This window comes from Pacificibacter sp. AS14 (assembly GCF_038899935.1).
Lineage (GTDB): Bacteria > Pseudomonadota > Alphaproteobacteria > Rhodobacterales > Rhodobacteraceae > Celeribacter.
Genome location: NZ_JBBMQI010000001.1, coordinates 330,801 through 348,198, shown reverse-complemented (window position 1 = coordinate 348,198; position 17,398 = coordinate 330,801). Strand labels below are relative to the sequence as shown.

At 52.2% G+C, this 17,398-nt stretch carries 17 protein-coding genes and 1 riboswitch; of the genes, 15 read left to right on the top strand and 2 right to left on the bottom strand.

The features are described from left to right. Window positions 1–10 precede the first annotated feature (10 nt). The 12 genes from WNY38_RS01720 to WNY38_RS01665 all read left to right on the top strand — a co-directional run bounded on the left by WNY38_RS01720 (window position 11) and on the right by WNY38_RS01665 (window position 12,271). The gene (locus tag WNY38_RS01720; RefSeq protein ID WP_342855584.1) at window positions 11–1,078 is read left to right on the top strand and encodes an ATP-binding protein; all 1,068 of its coding nucleotides are present in this window, start codon (window positions 11–13) and stop codon (window positions 1,076–1,078) included. 179 nt (window positions 1,079–1,257) lie between these two features. Continuing rightward, window positions 1,258–2,286 carry a substrate-binding domain-containing protein gene (locus tag WNY38_RS01715; RefSeq protein WP_342855583.1) on the top strand — a complete coding sequence of 343 codons (1,029 nt, stop codon included), beginning with the start codon at window positions 1,258–1,260 and terminating at the stop codon, window positions 2,284–2,286. Between the two features lie 118 nt (window positions 2,287–2,404). Next, a complete protein-coding gene (gene pstC / locus WNY38_RS01710) occupies window positions 2,405–3,874 on the top strand; it encodes a phosphate ABC transporter permease subunit PstC (protein ID WP_342855582.1) in 1,470 nt (489 codons plus the stop codon). After that, window positions 3,874–5,223 (top strand): phosphate ABC transporter permease PstA, encoded by a 1,350-nt coding sequence (gene pstA, locus WNY38_RS01705; RefSeq protein ID WP_342855581.1) that lies wholly within the window; start codon window positions 3,874–3,876, stop codon window positions 5,221–5,223. Before pstC ends, pstA begins: the two co-directional genes overlap by 1 nt. A 16-nt stretch (window positions 5,224–5,239) precedes the next feature. Next, entirely contained in the window at window positions 5,240–6,037 is a 798-nt protein-coding gene (gene pstB, locus WNY38_RS01700; protein WP_342855580.1) for a phosphate ABC transporter ATP-binding protein PstB, read from the top strand. A gap of 12 nt (window positions 6,038–6,049) precedes the next feature. After that, window positions 6,050–6,772, top strand: coding sequence for a phosphate signaling complex protein PhoU (gene phoU, locus WNY38_RS01695; protein WP_342855579.1), 723 nt, complete (start codon window positions 6,050–6,052; stop codon window positions 6,770–6,772). Continuing rightward, complete coding sequence (phoB, locus tag WNY38_RS01690) at window positions 6,772–7,461, top strand: phosphate regulon transcriptional regulator PhoB (RefSeq protein ID WP_342855578.1); 690 nt, start codon at window positions 6,772–6,774, stop codon at window positions 7,459–7,461. The genes phoU and phoB overlap by 1 nt, the downstream gene beginning before the upstream one ends. 278 nt (window positions 7,462–7,739) lie before the next feature. Beyond that, window positions 7,740–7,852, top strand: a riboswitch (TPP riboswitch). Next, a complete protein-coding gene (locus WNY38_RS01685) occupies window positions 7,846–8,454 on the top strand; it encodes a YkoF family thiamine/hydroxymethylpyrimidine-binding protein (protein WP_342855577.1) in 609 nt (202 codons plus the stop codon). (Overlaps the previous riboswitch by 7 nt.) A gap of 4 nt (window positions 8,455–8,458) precedes the next feature. Further along, window positions 8,459–9,247, top strand: a complete 789-nt coding sequence (locus WNY38_RS01680; RefSeq protein ID WP_342855576.1) for an ABC transporter permease — start codon at window positions 8,459–8,461, stop codon at window positions 9,245–9,247. Beyond that, entirely contained in the window at window positions 9,244–9,999 is a 756-nt protein-coding gene (locus tag WNY38_RS01675) for an ABC transporter ATP-binding protein (protein ID WP_342855575.1), read from the top strand. The genes WNY38_RS01680 and WNY38_RS01675 overlap by 4 nt, the downstream gene beginning before the upstream one ends. Further along, window positions 9,996–10,994, top strand: a complete 999-nt coding sequence (locus tag WNY38_RS01670) for an ABC transporter substrate-binding protein (protein WP_342855574.1) — start codon at window positions 9,996–9,998, stop codon at window positions 10,992–10,994. The genes WNY38_RS01675 and WNY38_RS01670 overlap by 4 nt, the downstream gene beginning before the upstream one ends. A 524-nt stretch (window positions 10,995–11,518) precedes the next feature. Further along, window positions 11,519–12,271, top strand: coding sequence for a LuxR family transcriptional regulator (locus WNY38_RS01665; protein ID WP_342855573.1), 753 nt, complete (start codon window positions 11,519–11,521; stop codon window positions 12,269–12,271). Window positions 12,272–12,721: 450 nt separating this feature from the next. On the opposite strand, the gene tsf is transcribed toward WNY38_RS01665, so the two are convergent. Together tsf and rpsB are read right to left on the bottom strand one after the other, a co-directional pair. Further along, window positions 12,722–13,597 (bottom strand): translation elongation factor Ts, encoded by an 876-nt coding sequence (tsf, locus tag WNY38_RS01660; RefSeq protein ID WP_342855572.1) that lies wholly within the window; start codon window positions 13,595–13,597, stop codon window positions 12,722–12,724. An 81-nt stretch (window positions 13,598–13,678) separates the two neighbouring features. Then, window positions 13,679–14,437, bottom strand: a complete 759-nt coding sequence (rpsB, locus tag WNY38_RS01655; protein WP_342855571.1) for a 30S ribosomal protein S2 — start codon at window positions 14,435–14,437, stop codon at window positions 13,679–13,681. A gap of 297 nt (window positions 14,438–14,734) precedes the next feature. On the opposite strand from rpsB, the gene WNY38_RS01650 reads away from it, so the two are divergent. From WNY38_RS01650 to WNY38_RS01640, 3 genes are all read left to right on the top strand, one after another. Next, window positions 14,735–15,628, top strand: a complete 894-nt coding sequence (locus WNY38_RS01650) for a PfkB family carbohydrate kinase (protein WP_342855570.1) — start codon at window positions 14,735–14,737, stop codon at window positions 15,626–15,628. Further along, window positions 15,625–16,536 carry a pseudouridine-5'-phosphate glycosidase gene (locus tag WNY38_RS01645; protein WP_342855569.1) on the top strand — a complete coding sequence of 304 codons (912 nt, stop codon included), beginning with the start codon at window positions 15,625–15,627 and terminating at the stop codon, window positions 16,534–16,536. Before WNY38_RS01650 ends, WNY38_RS01645 begins: the two co-directional genes overlap by 4 nt. Window positions 16,537–16,654: 118 nt before the next feature. Further along, window positions 16,655–17,383: a DUF502 domain-containing protein gene (locus WNY38_RS01640; RefSeq protein WP_342855568.1), complete on the top strand. Its 729-nt coding sequence runs from the start codon at window positions 16,655–16,657 to the stop codon at window positions 17,381–17,383. Window positions 17,384–17,398: the final 15 nt, after the last annotated feature.

Sequence of the window (17,398 nt, the reverse complement as noted above, 5' to 3'; positions counted from 1 at the left end):
AGATCTCGTGATGAACACCTCACAATATAGCAAGACATCAGCAAACGACCTTGTGATAGAAATGGCATCGGCCATGCCCCTGCCATTGATCGTAATTGGCAATGATGAACGGGTGCTCGTGGCCAATCAAAAGGCTGAAGATCTTTTTGGCACGGGTGCACAGGGAAGGCACTATATCACTGTTTTGCGTCAACCCATGCTATTGGATGCCATCGAAAATGTGTTGCGATTGGGCGAGGATGCGACCGCGACATATCGCGTTTCAGAATCCGCGCGAGACCTACACTTTGAAGTCCAAGTGCGTGCGGCGGTGACGCCAGATTCCAGCTATGTCATTGTTGCGTTTGAAGACAAAACAGAGCTGCAAGAAGCTGGCCAAATGCGCAGGGATTTCGTTGCAAATGTGTCTCATGAATTGCGCACGCCGCTCACGGCGGTGCTTGGATTCATCGAAACACTGCTTGGACCTGCAGCCAATGATGGGGACGCTCGCACACGGTTTTTGTCGATTATGGACTCTGAGGCCAAGCGCATGAACCGAATCGTTGGTGATCTTTTATCTCTGAGTCGTGTAGAAGCAGACCGGCGGGTGCGCCCAACTGATCAGGTCAATGTCCCCTCTGTGGTGCGCTCTGTGGTGCAAACGCTGCAGCCTCTTGCTGCGGCGCGTCACGTGTCTTTGCGCCTTGAGGGGGGGGACACCGAAGATCTGGTGAGCGGCGACCAAGACCAATTGACCCAAGTGTTCACGAACCTCGTTGAAAACGCGATCAAATATGGCCCCGATGGTGGCGAGGTGTCCATTTGCATCACCTCTCACGCCATAGAACCGACGATGCGTGGTCCAGCCGTACGTGTTGATATCGCAGATCAGGGCGAGGGAATTCCTGCGCATCATATACCGCGTCTCACCGAACGCTTTTATCGGGTCGATAACCATCGATCGCGAGAAATGGGTGGAACGGGGCTTGGATTGGCCATCGTGAAGCATATCTTAAATCGCCACCGCGGCAGACTGCGTGTGGAAAGCCATGCAGGCAACGGCAGCTGTTTTTCGGTGATTTTGCCTTATAATTAAGGGCTTATAGGACATCAGCCTGTCAAAATCCTTAATTTGACGTCATATTATTTGCCTGACCTTCTGCCTTTGTCATTAAACTGTTACATTATCTTCACAAAAGCATAGCGAAGCAGGTTTAGACCGCCGGTGAGAGAGAAACTAAACGCCTCTCATGATATGAAATTCAGGAGCTACATATGTCCTTTGTTAAACTGACCGCCTCTGCACTGGCGATTACCGCTATGTCCGTAACTGCCGCTGCCGCGCGCGATCAAGTACAGGTTGCTGGTTCTTCCACAGTTTTGCCTTACGCGTCTATCGTTGCAGAAGCTTTTGGCGAAAACTTCGACTTCCCAACACCAGTTGTTGAATCTGGCGGCTCTTCCGCTGGCCTCAAACGCTTCTGTGAAGGTCTTGGCGAAAACACAATCGATATTGCCAACGCATCACGCAAAATCAAAGACAAAGAAGTTGTTGCTTGTGCTGAAGCTGGCGTGACTGACATCGTTGAAGTGCGTATCGGTTACGATGGTATCGTGTTCGCATCTGACCTCAACGGCAACTCTTTCGAATTCACACAGTCCGATTGGTACAAAGCTTTGGCTGCTGAGATCATCGTTGACGGTGTTGCAGTTGCAAACCCGAACACAACTTGGGATCAAGTGAACCCTGCGTTCCCAGCTCAGCCTATCATGGCCTTCATCCCAGGTACCAAGCACGGCACACGCGAAGTGTTCGACGAAAAAGTGATCTTGACTGGTTGTGAAGAAACTGGCGACTTTGCTAAATTTGTTGAGCTTAAAGGCGACGAAGATCACGCTGAAGAAGCTTGTATGTCTATCCGTACAGACGGTCTGTCAGTCGACATCGACGGCGACTACACAGAAACACTTGCACGTATCGACAGCAACAAAAACGGCATCGGCGTTTTTGGTCTCGCATTCTACGAAAACAACACAGACAAGTTGCAAGTTGCAACAATGGCTGGCGTTGTTCCAACAACAGAAGCGATCGCTGAAGGCGTATACCCAGTGTCACGCCCACTCTACTTCTACATCAAAAAAGCGCACATCGGTGTGATCCCAGGTCTTCAAGAATACGCAGACTTCTTCGTATCTGACGACATGGCTGGTCCAGACGGCCCATTGGCTGAGTACGGTCTCGTATCCGATCCAGCTCTTGCAGACACACAAGCTGTTGTCGCTGAAGGCGTTGTGATGAAGTAAGCCTTTTGGGGTTTACCAAACAATAGAAGGCGGCGCGGGGATTGCCTTGCGCCGCCTTTACACCGAAACGGGCCAAGATGCATCTTCGCCTTAAACTCGACCGCACAGGGAGCTATACATGCCCGCGCTTTGGCTTTTCGTATTGGTTATCGTCATTGGACTGACCGGTTTTTTTCTTGGGCGTGCTCGCGCCATGAAAGATGCAGGCGGAGACATTCGTAATCTTCATTCCCTGCCGAGCTACTATGGCTCAAACGTGATGTTGTCGGCTTTGATCCCAAGCATGGGCCTTTTGGTCCTTTGGTTGATCGTTCAACCGATGCTTATTCAGGTCAATGTGGCCTCGCATATTGCTTCTAATAATTTCGCCGACGATGGCGCTTTGAACCTGATTATGTCAGATGTCCGCCGCGTCGCTGACGGACTTAATACAGCAGTGTCGCAAGGCGTAATGACCGCGCAAGAGACGCAAAACCTTGTCGGCGCGCAAGACATTCGAGGCATGCTCGCCAACTTGGGTGTTGCTTTGGGCGCAGACGTCGAAGACTACGTCTTGATTGCCGCACAAGAATACCGATCCCTGTCGAATTGGGGCGGATGGTTGATGACTGTCGCGGTCATCGCAGCCGCGGCCATCGGATTTACGTTGGCCTATAGATCCACATCAAGCACGCAACGCGCGCGCAATTCTGTGGAAAAAGTCATCTTGGGGCTTTTGATCGGGGCGGCCTCTATTGCGGTCTTGACCACCGGCGGGATCGTGTTCTCGCTGATTTTCAACACCATAGAGTTTTTCAAAGTCTACCCCGCGGCGGATTTCTTTTTCGGCACGACATGGGCACCATCTTTTGGCGGTGGCTCAGAACTTGGGATTTTGCCTTTGTTTTGGGGGACATTCTATGTCTCCTTCATCTCTTTGCTTGTCGCGGTTCCAATTGGCTTGTTCGCAGCTGTTTACTTGTCTGAATATGCAGGTCCAAAAACACGCGGCATCGCGAAGCCGCTTTTGGAAGTGCTCGCGGGTATCCCCACAATTGTTTACGGCTTGTTTGCGCTTTTGACAGTTGGTCCGATGTTGGTCAGCTTTTTCGGTAAAGACGGCACCTTGGGTGTGAACTGGATGCAGGGCGGCACAGCCGTGATCACAGCGGGTTTGGTTATGGGCATCATGTTGATCCCCTTTATCTCATCGCTGTCAGACGACATCATCAACTCAGTCCCGCAGTCTTTGCGTGACGGGTCTTTGGGTATTGGCGCTACAAAATCTGAAACGGTTAAGCAAGTGATCTTGCCCGCGGCCTTGCCAGGTATTGTTGGGGCTATCCTTTTGGCCACATCACGCGCCATCGGCGAGACGATGATCGTTGTGCTTGGGGCAGGGGCCGCAGCGCGCCTGTCTATGAACCCTTTCGAGGCCATGACCACAGTGACCACACGGATCGTGAGCCAGCTGACCGGGGATGCGGATTTCTCGTCCCCTGAAGCCCTTGTCGCCTTTGCACTTGGCATGACGCTTTTCGTCATCACCCTATGCTTGAACATTGTCGCACTGGTTATCGTGCGCAAATACCGGGAGCAGTACGACTAATGTCTGATCTATCCGCAAATCAATCCCCCAAGCCCAAGAACTCACTGCTGAAACTTGATGAGCGCACGAAAAAGCGCAACGCCTCTGAGACGCGTTTCAAGGCTTACGGCATCGGCGCCATCGCGCTTGGCATGTGCTTTCTGGTCGCGCTTTTGGTGTCAATCATCGGCAACGGTTCGCCAGCGTTTAAGCAGACGTTCGTGACCATTCCCATCGAATTGGTTGAGGCAAAACTGGACAAAACGGGCAACCGTGATCCAGAAGAATTGAAAAAGGTCACGACCTTTGGCTATAAACCTTTGATTGAAAATGCCTTGGTCGTGGCGCTAGAAGCCCAAGGCATCGACAATCCTTTCGCCAAGGCCAAAGACGTCGCAAAAATCCTGTCCTCATCCGCGCCCGCACAGGTACGTGATGTGGTTCTGGCTGATCCAAGCGTGATCGGCACAACGATGAATTTCCGTATCCTCGCGTCTTCGCGTGTGGATGGCTATTTCAAAGGCCGCGTCACGCGCGAGGCTTTGATCAATGACAAGAACTTAGACCTTGAGCATCTGGACGTTGCGGACGAAATGGTCGCGGCCGACATGATGGAAACAACCTTTAACGCTGATTTCATCTTTGGGGCCGACGCCTCTGAATCGCGGCCAGAGCAAGCCGGTATCGGTGTGTCCATGCTTGGGTCTTTGTTTATGATGATTGTCGTTTTGGGGCTGGCCTTGCCGATTGGTGTGGCTGCATCGATCTATCTTGAAGAGTTCGCACCACAAAACAGATGGACCGATTTGATCGAGGTGAACATCTCGAACCTCGCAGCTGTGCCGTCTATCGTCTTTGGTATCTTGGGCTTGGCTGTGTTCATCCAGTTCGCGCATTTGCCGCAATCCGCGCCTTTGGTGGGCGGCTTGGTTTTGACGCTTATGACACTGCCAACGATCATCATTTCGACACGTGCGTCTTTGAAAGCTGTGCCCCCATCCATCCGCGATGCGGCTTTGGGCATCGGCGCCTCAAAAATGCAGTCCGTATTCCACCACGTGCTGCCGCTGGCTATGCCCGGCATTTTAACTGGGACTATTATCGGTCTGGCACAGGCTTTGGGGGAAACAGCGCCTTTGCTGCTCATCGGTATGGTTGGCTTTATCGCCTCGAACATGCCCGATGGGATTGCCTCAGGCTTTCTTGATCCGAACTCCGCGATGCCTGCCCAAATCTACGAATGGGCCAAACGTGCCGACCCTGCGTATTATGAACGCGCTTGGGGCGGGATTATCATCCTCCTTGGCTTCTTGATGACCATGAACATCATCGCCGTCATCCTCCGCCGTCGCTTCGAGCGCCGCTGGTAGAACAGGATTACAGACAATGAACGATATGCGAATTGTGAAAAGAGACGTTGACATGAATGACAATAAAATTTCCGCCAAAGGTGTGCAGGTCTACTACGGAGACACCCACGCGATCAAAGACGTCAATGTCGAGATCAAAGACAAAACCGTGACGGCCTTTATCGGTCCCTCTGGCTGCGGCAAGTCGACATTCTTGCGCTGTTTGAACCGGATGAACGACACCATCGATATTTGCCGCGTTGAAGGCTCTATCAAGATCGAAGGTGAAGACATTTACGACAAACGGGTCGATCCGGTGCAGTTGCGCGCCAAGGTTGGCATGGTGTTCCAAAAACCGAACCCATTCCCAAAGTCGATCTACGACAACATCGCTTACGGGCCACGTATTCACGGCCTTGCGCGTTCCAAGGCGGATCTTGACGAAATCGTCGAGAAATCCCTGCGCCGCGGCGCGATTTGGAACGAAGTCAAAGACCGTCTGCATTCCCCTGGTACAGGTCTTTCCGGCGGCCAGCAGCAGCGTTTGTGTATTGCGCGCGCCATTGCCACTGAACCTGAAGTTCTGTTGATGGATGAGCCTTGTTCTGCGCTTGACCCCATCGCCACCGCTCAAGTTGAAGAGTTGATTGACGAGTTGCGCGAAAACTTCTCTGTTGTGATCGTCACGCACTCCATGCAGCAAGCTGCGCGTGTGAGCCAAAAGACTGCGTTTTTCCACCTTGGAAATCTTGTTGAGTATGGCGAAACAGGCCATATTTTTACCAATCCACAGGACCCGCGTACTGAGTCCTACATCACTGGCCGGATCGGCTAAGGAGTGACTTCTATGACAAATGACAAACACATCGCGTCGGTTTTTGACCGCGATCTAGAAGCTATCCAAGCCCTGATAATGAAAATGGGTGGCATGGTCGAAGCCAACATCACCTCTGCGGCGCAAGCCTTGGAAGAACGTGATATTGAGCTGGCAGCCAAAGTGCGTGCCTCTGACAAAGCCATCGATACTTTGGAAGAAAAAATCAACGAAGAAGCCGCACGTGTGATCGCATTGCGGTCTCCTGCAGCGGGTGATTTGCGCACTGTTTTGACTGTGATGAAAATCGCAGGCAATTTGGAACGCTGTGGCGACTACGCGAAAAACTTGGCCAAGCGCACAGGTGTTCTGGCCGATATGCATCCGATCGCGGGGGCAGGTGCCTCTATTCGCCGTATGGCCCGTGAAGTCGAAGAAATGCTTAAGCTTGCGCTTGATGCCTACATCCAGCGCGACGCAGAACTGGCCGAGCAAGTGCGCCAACGCGACCTTGACGTTGACCAAATGTACAACGCGTTGTTTCGTGAATTCCTGACCTATATGATGGAAGATCCTCGCAACATTTCTGCCTGTATGCACTTGCATTTCATCGCCAAAAACATCGAACGTATGGGCGATCACGCAACCTCTATTGCCGAGCAAGTGATCTACCTTGTCACGGGTGAAATGCCTGAAGAAGGCCGTCCAAAGGGCGATCTGACCTCTCACACTGACATGGATATGGAGTCGTTCTGATGTCTGTCGATCGTCCTCATGTTTTGCTTGTCGAAGATGAGCCAGCGCAGCGTGAAGTCTTGGGCTACAACTTTGAATCAGAAGGCTTTCAGGTCACCAAAGCCGAAAATGGCGATGATGCCTTGATGTTTGTAGGTGAAGAGGCACCGGACATCATCGTCCTCGATTGGATGTTGCCCGGTGTGTCTGGCATTGAAATTTGTCGTCGCTTAAAATCCCGCGCAGAGACACGTCAAATCCCGATCATCATGCTGTCAGCACGCTCTGAAGACGTTGACCGTGTGCGCGGTTTGGAAACGGGGGCGGATGACTATGTGGTCAAGCCTTACTCGGTCATCGAATTGATGGCGCGCGTACGCACGCAATTGCGTCGTGTGCGTCCATCAGCGGTGGGGCAGGTGTTGTCTTTTGATGACATCCGTCTGGACGCTGAGACCCATAAGGTAACGCGCTCTGACAGCGCCCTAAAGCTGGGCCCAACGGAGTTTCGCCTTTTGACCACCTTCATGGAAAAGCCTGGTCGCGTATGGTCACGTGAACAGTTGCTGGATCGGGTCTGGGGACGCGATATCTATGTCGATACACGTACTGTAGACGTCCACATCGGACGTCTGCGCAAGGCGCTTTGCCAACACGGTGGCGAAGACCCAGTGCGTACTGTGCGTGGCGCTGGCTACGCGCTCGGATGAACCTTTGACGTAGGACAGGTGATCGTTCACTGCGATTTAGCTAACGAAATGGGTGCTCCCACGACAGGCAACGCTCATTGTATTTATAAAGGCGCAGGGATTAAGTTCCCCGCGCCTTTTTTTATGTCTGCTACAATCGCTCGCCACCGTGAGGAACAGAAAGTTCACTGGCACCAACTCAAGTCTGACCCTGCGCCGTTGCTGTTACGTCTTGGAACATCTGTAAATCTCCACATCTCTTTTGAGGGTTGCAATCAATCAAGCGATCTGCAAATCATACGAAACCACAGGGGAGCCGCGTCATGTCGCGGCTGAGATGGGGGCACAAGCCCACGGACCCTTAAAGCTGATCTGGATAATGCCAGCGTAGCAAGGAGGACAGAAATGTTTGTAGGCGCACAAGTTTCCCTTTATCCGATGACCGATGGGTTCGTGGATGTGATTTTATCGTCACTTCACGCTCTTGATCCATGGCGCGATAAATTGCGGATTGAGACTGATGATATTTCAACTCTGATCGTCGGACCGCCCGAAGTCTTATTTCCAGCATTGCGCGACCTGTACAGTGCGGCGGCCTCAACAGGTCAGCACATCGTGTTGCGCAGCACCTTATCGCGCGGTTGCCCCGGCGAGCCTGATGATCCCATTTGCCAAACCAACGCGCTGGCGAACCCGTCTGAGCCTTTGGTGTCGCGCCAGCAAAGCGCACTGAGTGCCATTGCTGAGACCCCTGACAAAGGCCAATTCGCAGACGCGCAGTTTTCGCTATACGTGATGGGCGCGGGCAATCACATGGCTGAAATCATGGGCTGCATTGAGTTTCTTAAGCAAAGCGGCACGTTTCTAAGGTCAAAGAATTTCTGCACCCGTCTCAGCGGCGATGCAGGGCCGGTTTTTGCGACGCTCGAACAGGCGTTTTGCCGCTTCGGCCCGCCAAACGGCCATGTCACAATTGATTTAACGGTCTCTGCCAACAGCCCTTCCAAGCGCTGATCTGATGCAAAATCCGTTGCCTCGCCGTTCAGGCGCAGGCCTGACACGCGGCTTGCCTGCCGTCTTAAGTGTTGTCAGTGCTTTTGCGCTATGGGAACTTTACGTTCGAATATCGGGAATTTCCCCGTTGATATTGCCCGCGCCATCGCGCGTGCTGGAACAGATGGTGTTGAACCGTGAAGTGCTGTGGCACAACACAGTGCCGACGTTGCAGGCTACGCTTGCTGGGTTCTCATTGTCGCTGACCGTTGCTTTCGTACTGTCGATTGCGTTGGATTTTATGCCGCGCCTGCGCCGTGCTTTGTTTCCAATTTTTGTGGTCAGTCAGACCTTGCCCTTGGTCGCGATCGCACCCTTGGTCGTGCTGTGGTTCGGCTTTGATCTGACGCCCAAAATCTTGCTGGTCACGCTGGTGACCTTCTTTCCTATGCTGGTGGCTTTGGTCGACGGATACGATTCCACCGACCCTGAAATCGAAGAGCTTTTGCGCTCGATGGGGGCCTCGAAGCGCGTTGTGTTTCGTCGTGCGCGGCTGCCATCCGCGATGCCGTATTTCTTTGCAGGGCTGCGCATTTCGATCACCTATGCCGTCGTCGCTGCGATCTTTGCCGAATATGTTGGCGCGCGGGCGGGGTTGGGGATCGTTATCTTGAACGCGAAAAACAGCTTTCGCCCTGACCTTGTGTTGGCAGCTGTCGTGATCAGCTCTGTGCTGACCTTGGCGTTGTTTGCAATCACTGCGCTGCTGCAACGCGTGGCCTTGCGCTGGCGCGATGCGGGAGGCGACCAATGAACGTTCTGGATATGCAAAACGTGGGTCTGTCGCTTGGGCAGACGGATGTCTTGGCTGATATTTCCTTGCACGTGGCGCGGGGCGAATTCGTATCTATTCTTGGTCCATCTGGTGCAGGTAAATCGACCATTTTTCGATTGCTCACAGGTGCACTGAACCCTGATCGCGGATTGATCACCTGTAACGGTCATCCGCTGTATCAAAGCCCGCATGGCTTTGCGTTTATGCCGCAAAGCGATGCCTTGATGCCTTGGTTGCGCATTCTCGACAATCTGACCTTGGGTCTAGAAGTGCAGGGTGTACCCCGCAAAGAAGCACGCGCGCGCGCCATGCCCTTGTTGGCAGATTTTGGGCTTGCCGAATTTGCCCAGCATTACCCGTCGCAATTGTCTGGCGGTATGCGGCAACGCGCGGCGTTAATGCGGACCGTTTTGCAAGATCGCCCCATGCAATTGCTGGACGAGCCTTTCGGGGCTTTGGATGCCTTAACGCGGATGCAAATGCAAAAGTGGTTCGAGGATCGCTGGCGATCGGCGCGTTGGACCACCTTGTTGGTCACCCATGATGTGCGCGAAGCCGTGGCCTTGTCTGACCGCATTTACGTGTTATCGCGCCGCCCAGCCACTGTGATTGCCGAAGTGGTCGTGCCCACGCCGCGCCCACGTTTTGGCAATCCCATCCCCTCTGAGGCCCACGCCCTTGAGGCGCATCTGTTAGATATTTTATTAAACCAAACCGGAGAAGACTTATGAAACATTTGATCGCTGCTGCATGCCTATGTGCTGCTTTGCCTGCCATGTCCCAAAACGCTGTGGCTCAAAACGCCGTGACCGTAGCCCTTGATTGGACCCCCAACACCAACCACGTCGGTCTTTATGTGGCCCAATCCAAAGGCTGGTTTGACGAGGCCGATCTTGATGTCGATATCTTGCCTTACACCGATACATCCTCGACAACATTGGTCTCTGCTGGGCTCGCGGACTTTGGCATTTTAAGCGCTGTCGGCTTTCACAGTCTGCGTGCCAAAGGGGCGGATATGACGGCTGTTTTGGCTGTTGTCCAGCATGAAACGGGTAGGGTTGTGTTCAATGGAACGCGTGACGATATTCAACGTCCTGCGGATTTGGATGGTAAGATTTATGCGGGGTTCGGGAGCGATTGGGAAAATGCGCTGATCTCGACAATTATCCAAAACGATGGCGGAACTGGCGTATTTGATACGGTTACCTTGGGCACGTCTGCCTATGAAGCCTTGGCCAATGGCAGCGTGGATTTCACCCTTGAGGTCAGCACTTGGGAAGGCGTGAACTCTGTCCTTTTGGATCGTCCCCAACGCGCCTTTCGCTATGCAGATTTTGGCGTGCCAGATCAGCACACAACGTTTTTGGGCGGCAATAGCACCTGGCTAGCTGAGCACCCTGATGCGGCCCGCGCATTTGTACAAGCGACGCAACGTGGTTACGCGTTTGCAGCCAATAATCCAAGCGCCGCCGCAGACATTCTCATCGCTGAAACTGCTGGTATGATGAGCAACCCTGATCTGGTTCACGCCTCAATGCAAACCTTGGTCAAAGGCGGATACTTGCAAGATGCGGGCGAGGCTGTTGGGGTGATTGACGCCGATATGTTCGACAATATCGCTGGCTTCTTGTTTGATGCAGGCATCTTGCGCGATGAGGATGGAGAGCCACTTGCGACACAGCCAGATGTATCAACGTGGTTTACAAACGCATACTTGTTGCGCTGACAACTTGCAGAAATCGCGTCGCGGGGAGGAGCGCCTTTAAGGCTGGTCATGTCTTTTGACATGATTGGCCTTGGGCGGGATGGTTCTGATCTTGGTGCTTGTGGAACACATTGTATAAGACTTCAGATTAACGTTAATCCTATAATTGGTATTATGTAAAACTATTTGATTAATCTAGACACTCTTAATGGCCATCCTATACCCAAATGAAATATATCAAATTTCATCCCGCAGCCTGAATTATCTGCACACGAGTTATAACCCCACCTGAGATGTAATCACAGTAGCTTAATTGACCAAAGCCGTGCGGCTGAAACCGTAAAGACTTGGTCGCCAAATGCTTAGGCTCTCTGAGTGCTGGCAAAGTCTATTCGTACAAAATATAGTTATTTTCCAAGGAATTGTTCCTGTTTTTGTAAAAAAATCGCAATACTTTCATCTTTAGTGAGGAAAGTATTAACAAATATTGCACAAAAGCACCCTCATGCGTAGTTTGAACAAAGGGATAGTATTTGGGGTTAGTTATGAGTTTGGGATCGGGTATGAATGCTGCGCTAGATAGCATTTTAGCTGCAAAAACCATCGAGGATGTTTGGGAAGTTTTGCTTTTGAAGCTTCAATCTTGGGGATTTCAAAATGTCTTATATGGATTCACGCGCTTTCACACCGAAAATGGTTTTGGGGACACTACAGATCATTTAGTTCTGACCAACTTAGGACCAGATTACGTCAAAGGCTACTTCAATGACGGCCGCTACAAGCATGGTCCAATTGTCACATGGGCAGCTCAGAATGCTGGTGTGTGTTCATGGGCCTATATCGACGAGGTTTACGAGTCACTGGACAGCAAAGCGCTGGACACAGTCGAATTCAATCGCTCATTTGGAGTGTCGAGCGGCTATACCATCGGCTTTAGCAACGCAACAACGCGGTCCAAAGGTGCGATCGGTTTATCGATGCAACGGTTCAAGGGGACGCAGGAACAAGCCGATGCCATATGGACCAAGTATGGGCAAGAAATCAAAATCTTATGTGACGTTTCTCATCTAAAAATTATTTCTCTTCCATTTGACTTAAGGCGCCTAACAGCGCGTCAGCGTGAGGTCTTAGAATGGGTTGGAGATGGTAAAACGTCTGCCGATGTGGCTCAGATAATGGGACTCACAACTGCAACAGTTGAAAAGCACTTAAAGCTCGCGCGTGACGCTTTAGGTGTCGACACTACAGCTCAGGCAATTTTAAAGGCTTCGCTTTTGAACCAATTTTACAGAATTTAGATTTACTTTCTTAGTTGGAATTTTAGTTTTATTTTCAGCATTTTAGGCTCAATCTCTTCGTAAAAATTTCAAAGGTATGGTTTTCCCCACTTTCGTTACCCCACGTCCTTGATGCAAAGTTTACCTACCTTAACAAAGAAGTTTGTCTTCTCAGGTATTGGATTGGAGATCGCTCATATTTAGCTTACCTGGTCTTGCTGGCTTTCTGGCACATAAGGATCGCTTGTTTATTTTCGACAAAGTGATCCTTTTTTAGATCGTGAAGCTGCATGCAACCCTCATCCCGATTGTTTGTGTAGCACGTTGTTTAGAGCGCAGTTCCCTTCGGGGGGCTGCGTTTTACATTCTGCCCCAATTTGAACCGTATCCGCAACCAACCTAAAACAGAAAAGGGACCAGCGTTTTCGCGGCCCCTTCCCCATTCAGTCATTGACGTTAAAGCGGAATGCCTTAGCCGTTCATTGTCTTTGCAACTTCGGCAGCAAAGTCTTCTGCAACTTTTTCAATGCCTTCGCCAACTTCAAGACGCACAAAACCCGTGATTTCTGCACCGGCTTCAGTTGCGGCTTGTGCAACGGTCAGATCTGGGTTCACAACGAAAGCTTGACCAAGCAAAGTGGATTCAGCGATGAATTTCTTCATACGGCCCACGATCATTTTCTCGATCACGGCGTCTGGTTTGCCAGATTCACGTGCGATGTCGATCTGAATTTGCTTTTCTTTCTCAACAACAGATGCGTCGAGATCCGCTTCTGACAAAGAGGCAGGGTTTACAGCCGCGATGTGCATCGCAACCTGTTTACCGAATGCTTCGTCGCCGCCTTTGAGCGCCACAAGAACACCGATTTTGCCCATGCCGTCAGTCGCCGCGTTGTGAACGTAGGACACAACAAGGTCACCTTCGAGCGCAGCCATGCGGCGCAAGCCCATGTTTTCGCCGATTGTCGCAACTTTGTCAGTGATCGTTTCAGCAACAGATTTGCCATCGATGTCAGCTGCTGACAGTTCTTCAACTGTGTTCACAGCCAAAGCTGCACCAGCGATGGAACCAACCATAGCTTGGAATTCAGCGTTTTTACCAACGAAGTCAGTTTCAGAGTTCACTTCAACAGCAACGCCTTTGCCGCCGGACACAGCAACAGCCACAAGGCCTTCAGCTGCTGTACGGCCAGATTTTTTAGCGGCTTTTGCCAAGCCTTTGGTGCGAAGCCAGTCAACAGCGGCTTCCATGTCACCAGCACACTCAACGAGTGCTTTTTTTGCGTCCATCATGCCTGCAGCTGTTGCTTCGCGCAGTTCTTTAACCATTGCAGCAGTGATTGCCATGCCGGTTCTCCTAGAATTGAAATGGGATCGGGGGCGGGTGTACCCTGCCCCCGTAACATGTGTGTAACGTCTTTGAAGCGATTACGCTTCAGCAACAACTTCTTCGATAGGTGCTTCTTCGAAGGCACCGAAATCAACGCCAGCAGCGCCCATTTGTTCAGTCATGCCGTCCAAAGCCGCACGTGCGACGAGGTCACAGTACAATGTGATCGCGCGTGACGCGTCATCGTTACCTGGGATGATGTAGTCAACGCCTGCTGGTGGGCAGTTAGAGTCGACAACAGCAACAACAGGGATGCCGAGCTTGTTCGCTTCAAGGATTGCGAGATCTTCTTTGTTGACGTCGATCACGAAGATCAAGTCAGGCACGCCGCCCATGTCGCGGATGCCGCCCAAAGAGGCTTGCAATTTACCTTGGTCACGTTCCATGCCAAGACGCTCTTTCTTGGTCAGGCCTTCGGCGCCGGACGCAAGTTTTTCGTCGATCATTTTGAGACGCGAAATAGACTGGGAAACAGTTTTCCAGTTTGTCAGCGTGCCACCCAACCAACGGTGGTTCATGTAGTACTGAGCGCATTTTTCAGCAGCTTCAGCAACAGGACCAGCAGCTTGACGTTTGGTACCTACGAACAGGATACGGCCGCCTTTGGCAGCTGTGTCGCGCACAACTTTCAACGCTTGGTCAAGCATTGGAACAGTTTGTGTCAGATCGAAGATGTGGATGCCGTTACGCTCACCGTAGATGAACTCCTGCATACGCGGGTTCCAACGCTGAGTTTGGTGACCATAGTGAACGCCAGCTTCGAGCAGCTGACGGATTGTGAATTCTGGAAGAGCCATATTCATGTTCCTTTTCCGGTTTATACCTGAGCGGAGGGTCTTCAGAGCCATGTTTTGCAACACGCCCCAACCGGTGGACCGTTCAAGGATTTCTCCCTTGAGGGCCCGCCTCCGCCTGTGAAGTGACGCAGCTAATAGGGTGGCTTTGGACGTTGCGCAAGAGAATAAGCCCTGTTTTCAGCGTTTATAGGTGTTTTTTAGGTCTCAATAGCGAATAAATGGTCGATGAGAGGATTTTCCCATACAGGCCGTCGCGAAACCCTTGCCATTTGGTCAAAAATTGCGCCAAAACACCTTATGACACAGACAACACATATCCTTTGCATCGGCTCCGTTCTTTGGGACGTGATCGGTCGCTCTGATCGCTCTATGCGCGTTGGATCCGACGTGCCAGGGCGGATCATTCGCGTGCCGGGAGGTGTTGCAATGAATATCGCTATGGCACTGTCGCGTTTTGGGCTGAACCCTGATTTATTGACGGCAGTTGGCCGCGATGCGCAGGGCGACGAGCTGGTCAAAGCAGCACAAGTGCGTGGCATCGGCACACACTATATATACCGCTCAGACGATTTGCCGACAGACATCTATATGGCTGTCGAGGGTGCAAACGGGTTGATCGCAGCGATTGCGGATGCGCATTCTTTGGAGGCCGCCGGCGATAAGATCCTGCGCCCCCTAGCGAACGGGCAACTTGGCAGTGAGACCACTCCTTATAATGGGCCCGTTGCGCTGGATGGAAATCTGACAACCGCTTTGCTGCGCGATATCGCAACATCGCCCCTGTTTAGCCAAGCCGATCTGCGCGTGGCTCCCGCAAGCCCCGGCAAAGCAGAGCGCTTGCTGCCGCTGCTCAAACACCCTAAAGCCACGCTTTACGTCAACTTGGAAGAGGCTGGCCTGTTGTGCCACCACACCTTTACCAGTTCGCGTGACGGTGCCTGCGCGCTGATCGCCAAAGGCGCGCATCGTGTTTTGGTCACCAATGGCAGCAAAGACGCCACGATGGCCATGGGTGACACAGTTATTACGCAAACACCGCCCCCCGTCATGGTGGCCCGCGTGACCGGCGCAGGCGACACCTTTATGGCCGCGCATATAGCGGCTGAATTGGCAGGTGCAAACAACATTGACGCCCTCAATCAAGCCATTGATGCGGCAGCGCTTTATGTATCAGGAGATACCGACATATGACCATCCTTCCTCTCGTTCTATCGCCAGACGTGCAAGCCGCAAAAGATGCGGGCTCAGCCATCGTTGCGCTGGAAAGCACCATCATCACCCATGGCATGCCCTATCCGCAAAACGTCGAAACTGCGCGCATCGTAGAATCCGATGTGCGTGCAGAAGGCGCCACACCTGCAACCATAGCTGTGCTGAACGGCGTCATTCATGTCGGCCTGACGGATGCGGAACTGGAAAGCCTCGGCCAAGCTAAAAATGTTGCCAAACTGTCGCGCGCAGATATGGCCGTGTGCATTGCCACAGGCGGCACCGGAGCCACCACAGTGGCCGCGACCATGATCGCCGCACATTTGGCGGGCATCAAAGTCTTTGCCACCGGCGGCATCGGTGGCGTGCACCGCGGCGCTGAGACCACGTTTGATATTTCTGCTGATTTGCTTGAATTGGCGCAAACCCCCGTGACAGTTGTAGCCGCTGGCCCCAAAGCGATTTTGGACATCCCAAAGACCTTGGAAGTGCTTGAAACACAAGGTGTTCCCGTGATTTCATATGGTCAGGACTCCCTGCCTGCCTTTTGGTCACGCGCCTCTGAATTCACAGCGCCTTTGCGCTTGGATACGGCCGCTGACATCGCGAAATCTGCCGTGATGCGCGGACTTTTGGGACTTCCGGGTGGTCAACTGATCGCCAATCCGATTCCTGCGGCGGACGAAATTTCTGTTGATGAAATCACGCCTTATATCGAACAAGCCCTTTCAGAAGCCGAGGCCCAAGGCATCGCTGCTAAACAGGTCACGCCATTTTTGTTGCAACGTATGTTTGAGTTGACTGAGGGGCGTTCCTTGACTGCCAATATCGCTCTGGTGCGCAACAACGCGCGCTTGGCTGCGCAAATTGCGTGCGCTTTATGTGCATGAGCTCAATTTTTCGCCCATAAATGGATATTTAGGCCTCAGCTGTCATTGTGTCTGACATATTGTGTGCCTAGGTTCCAATTAACAGGCGATCACGCCCCTTTAGGTATGTTTTGAGATTATGACCAACCCGTTTGACGAACCAAACCCCGCCCGCGTCACACGCCGCACGATGCTCGCAGCTTTGCGCGCGTCATTTTTTACGGGATTGGTGGTTGTGGCACCAATCGGTCTGACAGCCTATTTGATTTGGACTGTTACCGGCTGGTTTGATGGCTGGGTCTTGAATTTTGTGCCCCGTGCCTATCACCCGGGTGAGATCATAAACCGTCTCTTGGGTTACACTGACCCCGCCAACCAATTGCCCGTCAACGTGCGTGGTATTGGTGTTGTCATTTTCTTGGTCTTTACGGTAATCGTTGGTTGGTTGGCCAAAGGCCTATTGGGGCGCTCTTTCATCAAATGGGCTGAGTCACTTGTGGATCGCACGCCCGTGGTAAGTTCGATCTATAACGGATTGAAACAAATCGCAGAAACGGTATTCGCCCAGTCGGAAACATCCTTTGATCAGGCCTGTATGGTCGAATACCCGCGCAAAGGCACATGGGCGATTGGCTTTGTGTCCACGACGGCAAAGGGTGAAGTTGCGGCCTCCGCAGAGGCTGATGATCCTCTGATCTCGATCTTCGTGCCGACGACCCCCAATCCGACGTCTGGGTTTTTGCTGTTTTTCCCAACGTCAGAGGTTAAAATCTTGGACATGACTGTTGAAGATGCAGCGAAATTGGTGATTTCAGCTGGGCTTGTCTATCCAAACGGCAAAGATGCCGTCGCGCCGCCCAAAACATAAGGCGACGCGCAAGTA

Bases quoted from the DNA above. Each gene is read 5' to 3' on its own strand.
- rpsB (WP_342855571.1), bottom strand. From the start codon at position 14,437: ATGGCTCTTCCAGAATTCACAATCCGTCAGCTGCTCGAAGCTGGCGTT.
- pstA (WP_342855581.1), top strand. From the start codon at position 3,874: ATGTCTGATCTATCCGCAAATCAATCCCCCAAGCCCAAGAACTCACTG.
- phoU (WP_342855579.1), top strand. From the start codon at position 6,050: ATGACAAATGACAAACACATCGCGTCGGTTTTTGACCGCGATCTAGAA.
- WNY38_RS01650 (WP_342855570.1), top strand. From the start codon at position 14,735: ATGACACAGACAACACATATCCTTTGCATCGGCTCCGTTCTTTGGGAC.
- WNY38_RS01685 (WP_342855577.1), top strand. From the start codon at position 7,846: ATGTTTGTAGGCGCACAAGTTTCCCTTTATCCGATGACCGATGGGTTC.
- pstB (WP_342855580.1), top strand. From the start codon at position 5,240: ATGAACGATATGCGAATTGTGAAAAGAGACGTTGACATGAATGACAAT.
- tsf (WP_342855572.1), bottom strand. From the start codon at position 13,597: ATGGCAATCACTGCTGCAATGGTTAAAGAACTGCGCGAAGCAACAGCT.
- WNY38_RS01680 (WP_342855576.1), top strand. From the start codon at position 8,459: ATGCAAAATCCGTTGCCTCGCCGTTCAGGCGCAGGCCTGACACGCGGC.
- WNY38_RS01640 (WP_342855568.1), top strand. From the start codon at position 16,655: ATGACCAACCCGTTTGACGAACCAAACCCCGCCCGCGTCACACGCCGC.
- pstC (WP_342855582.1), top strand. From the start codon at position 2,405: ATGCCCGCGCTTTGGCTTTTCGTATTGGTTATCGTCATTGGACTGACC.
- WNY38_RS01715 (WP_342855583.1), top strand. From the start codon at position 1,258: ATGTCCTTTGTTAAACTGACCGCCTCTGCACTGGCGATTACCGCTATG.
- WNY38_RS01670 (WP_342855574.1), top strand. From the start codon at position 9,996: ATGAAACATTTGATCGCTGCTGCATGCCTATGTGCTGCTTTGCCTGCC.
- WNY38_RS01720 (WP_342855584.1), top strand. From the start codon at position 11: ATGAACACCTCACAATATAGCAAGACATCAGCAAACGACCTTGTGATA.
- WNY38_RS01675 (WP_342855575.1), top strand. From the start codon at position 9,244: ATGAACGTTCTGGATATGCAAAACGTGGGTCTGTCGCTTGGGCAGACG.
- WNY38_RS01645 (WP_342855569.1), top strand. From the start codon at position 15,625: ATGACCATCCTTCCTCTCGTTCTATCGCCAGACGTGCAAGCCGCAAAA.
- phoB (WP_342855578.1), top strand. From the start codon at position 6,772: ATGTCTGTCGATCGTCCTCATGTTTTGCTTGTCGAAGATGAGCCAGCG.
- WNY38_RS01665 (WP_342855573.1), top strand. From the start codon at position 11,519: ATGAGTTTGGGATCGGGTATGAATGCTGCGCTAGATAGCATTTTAGCT.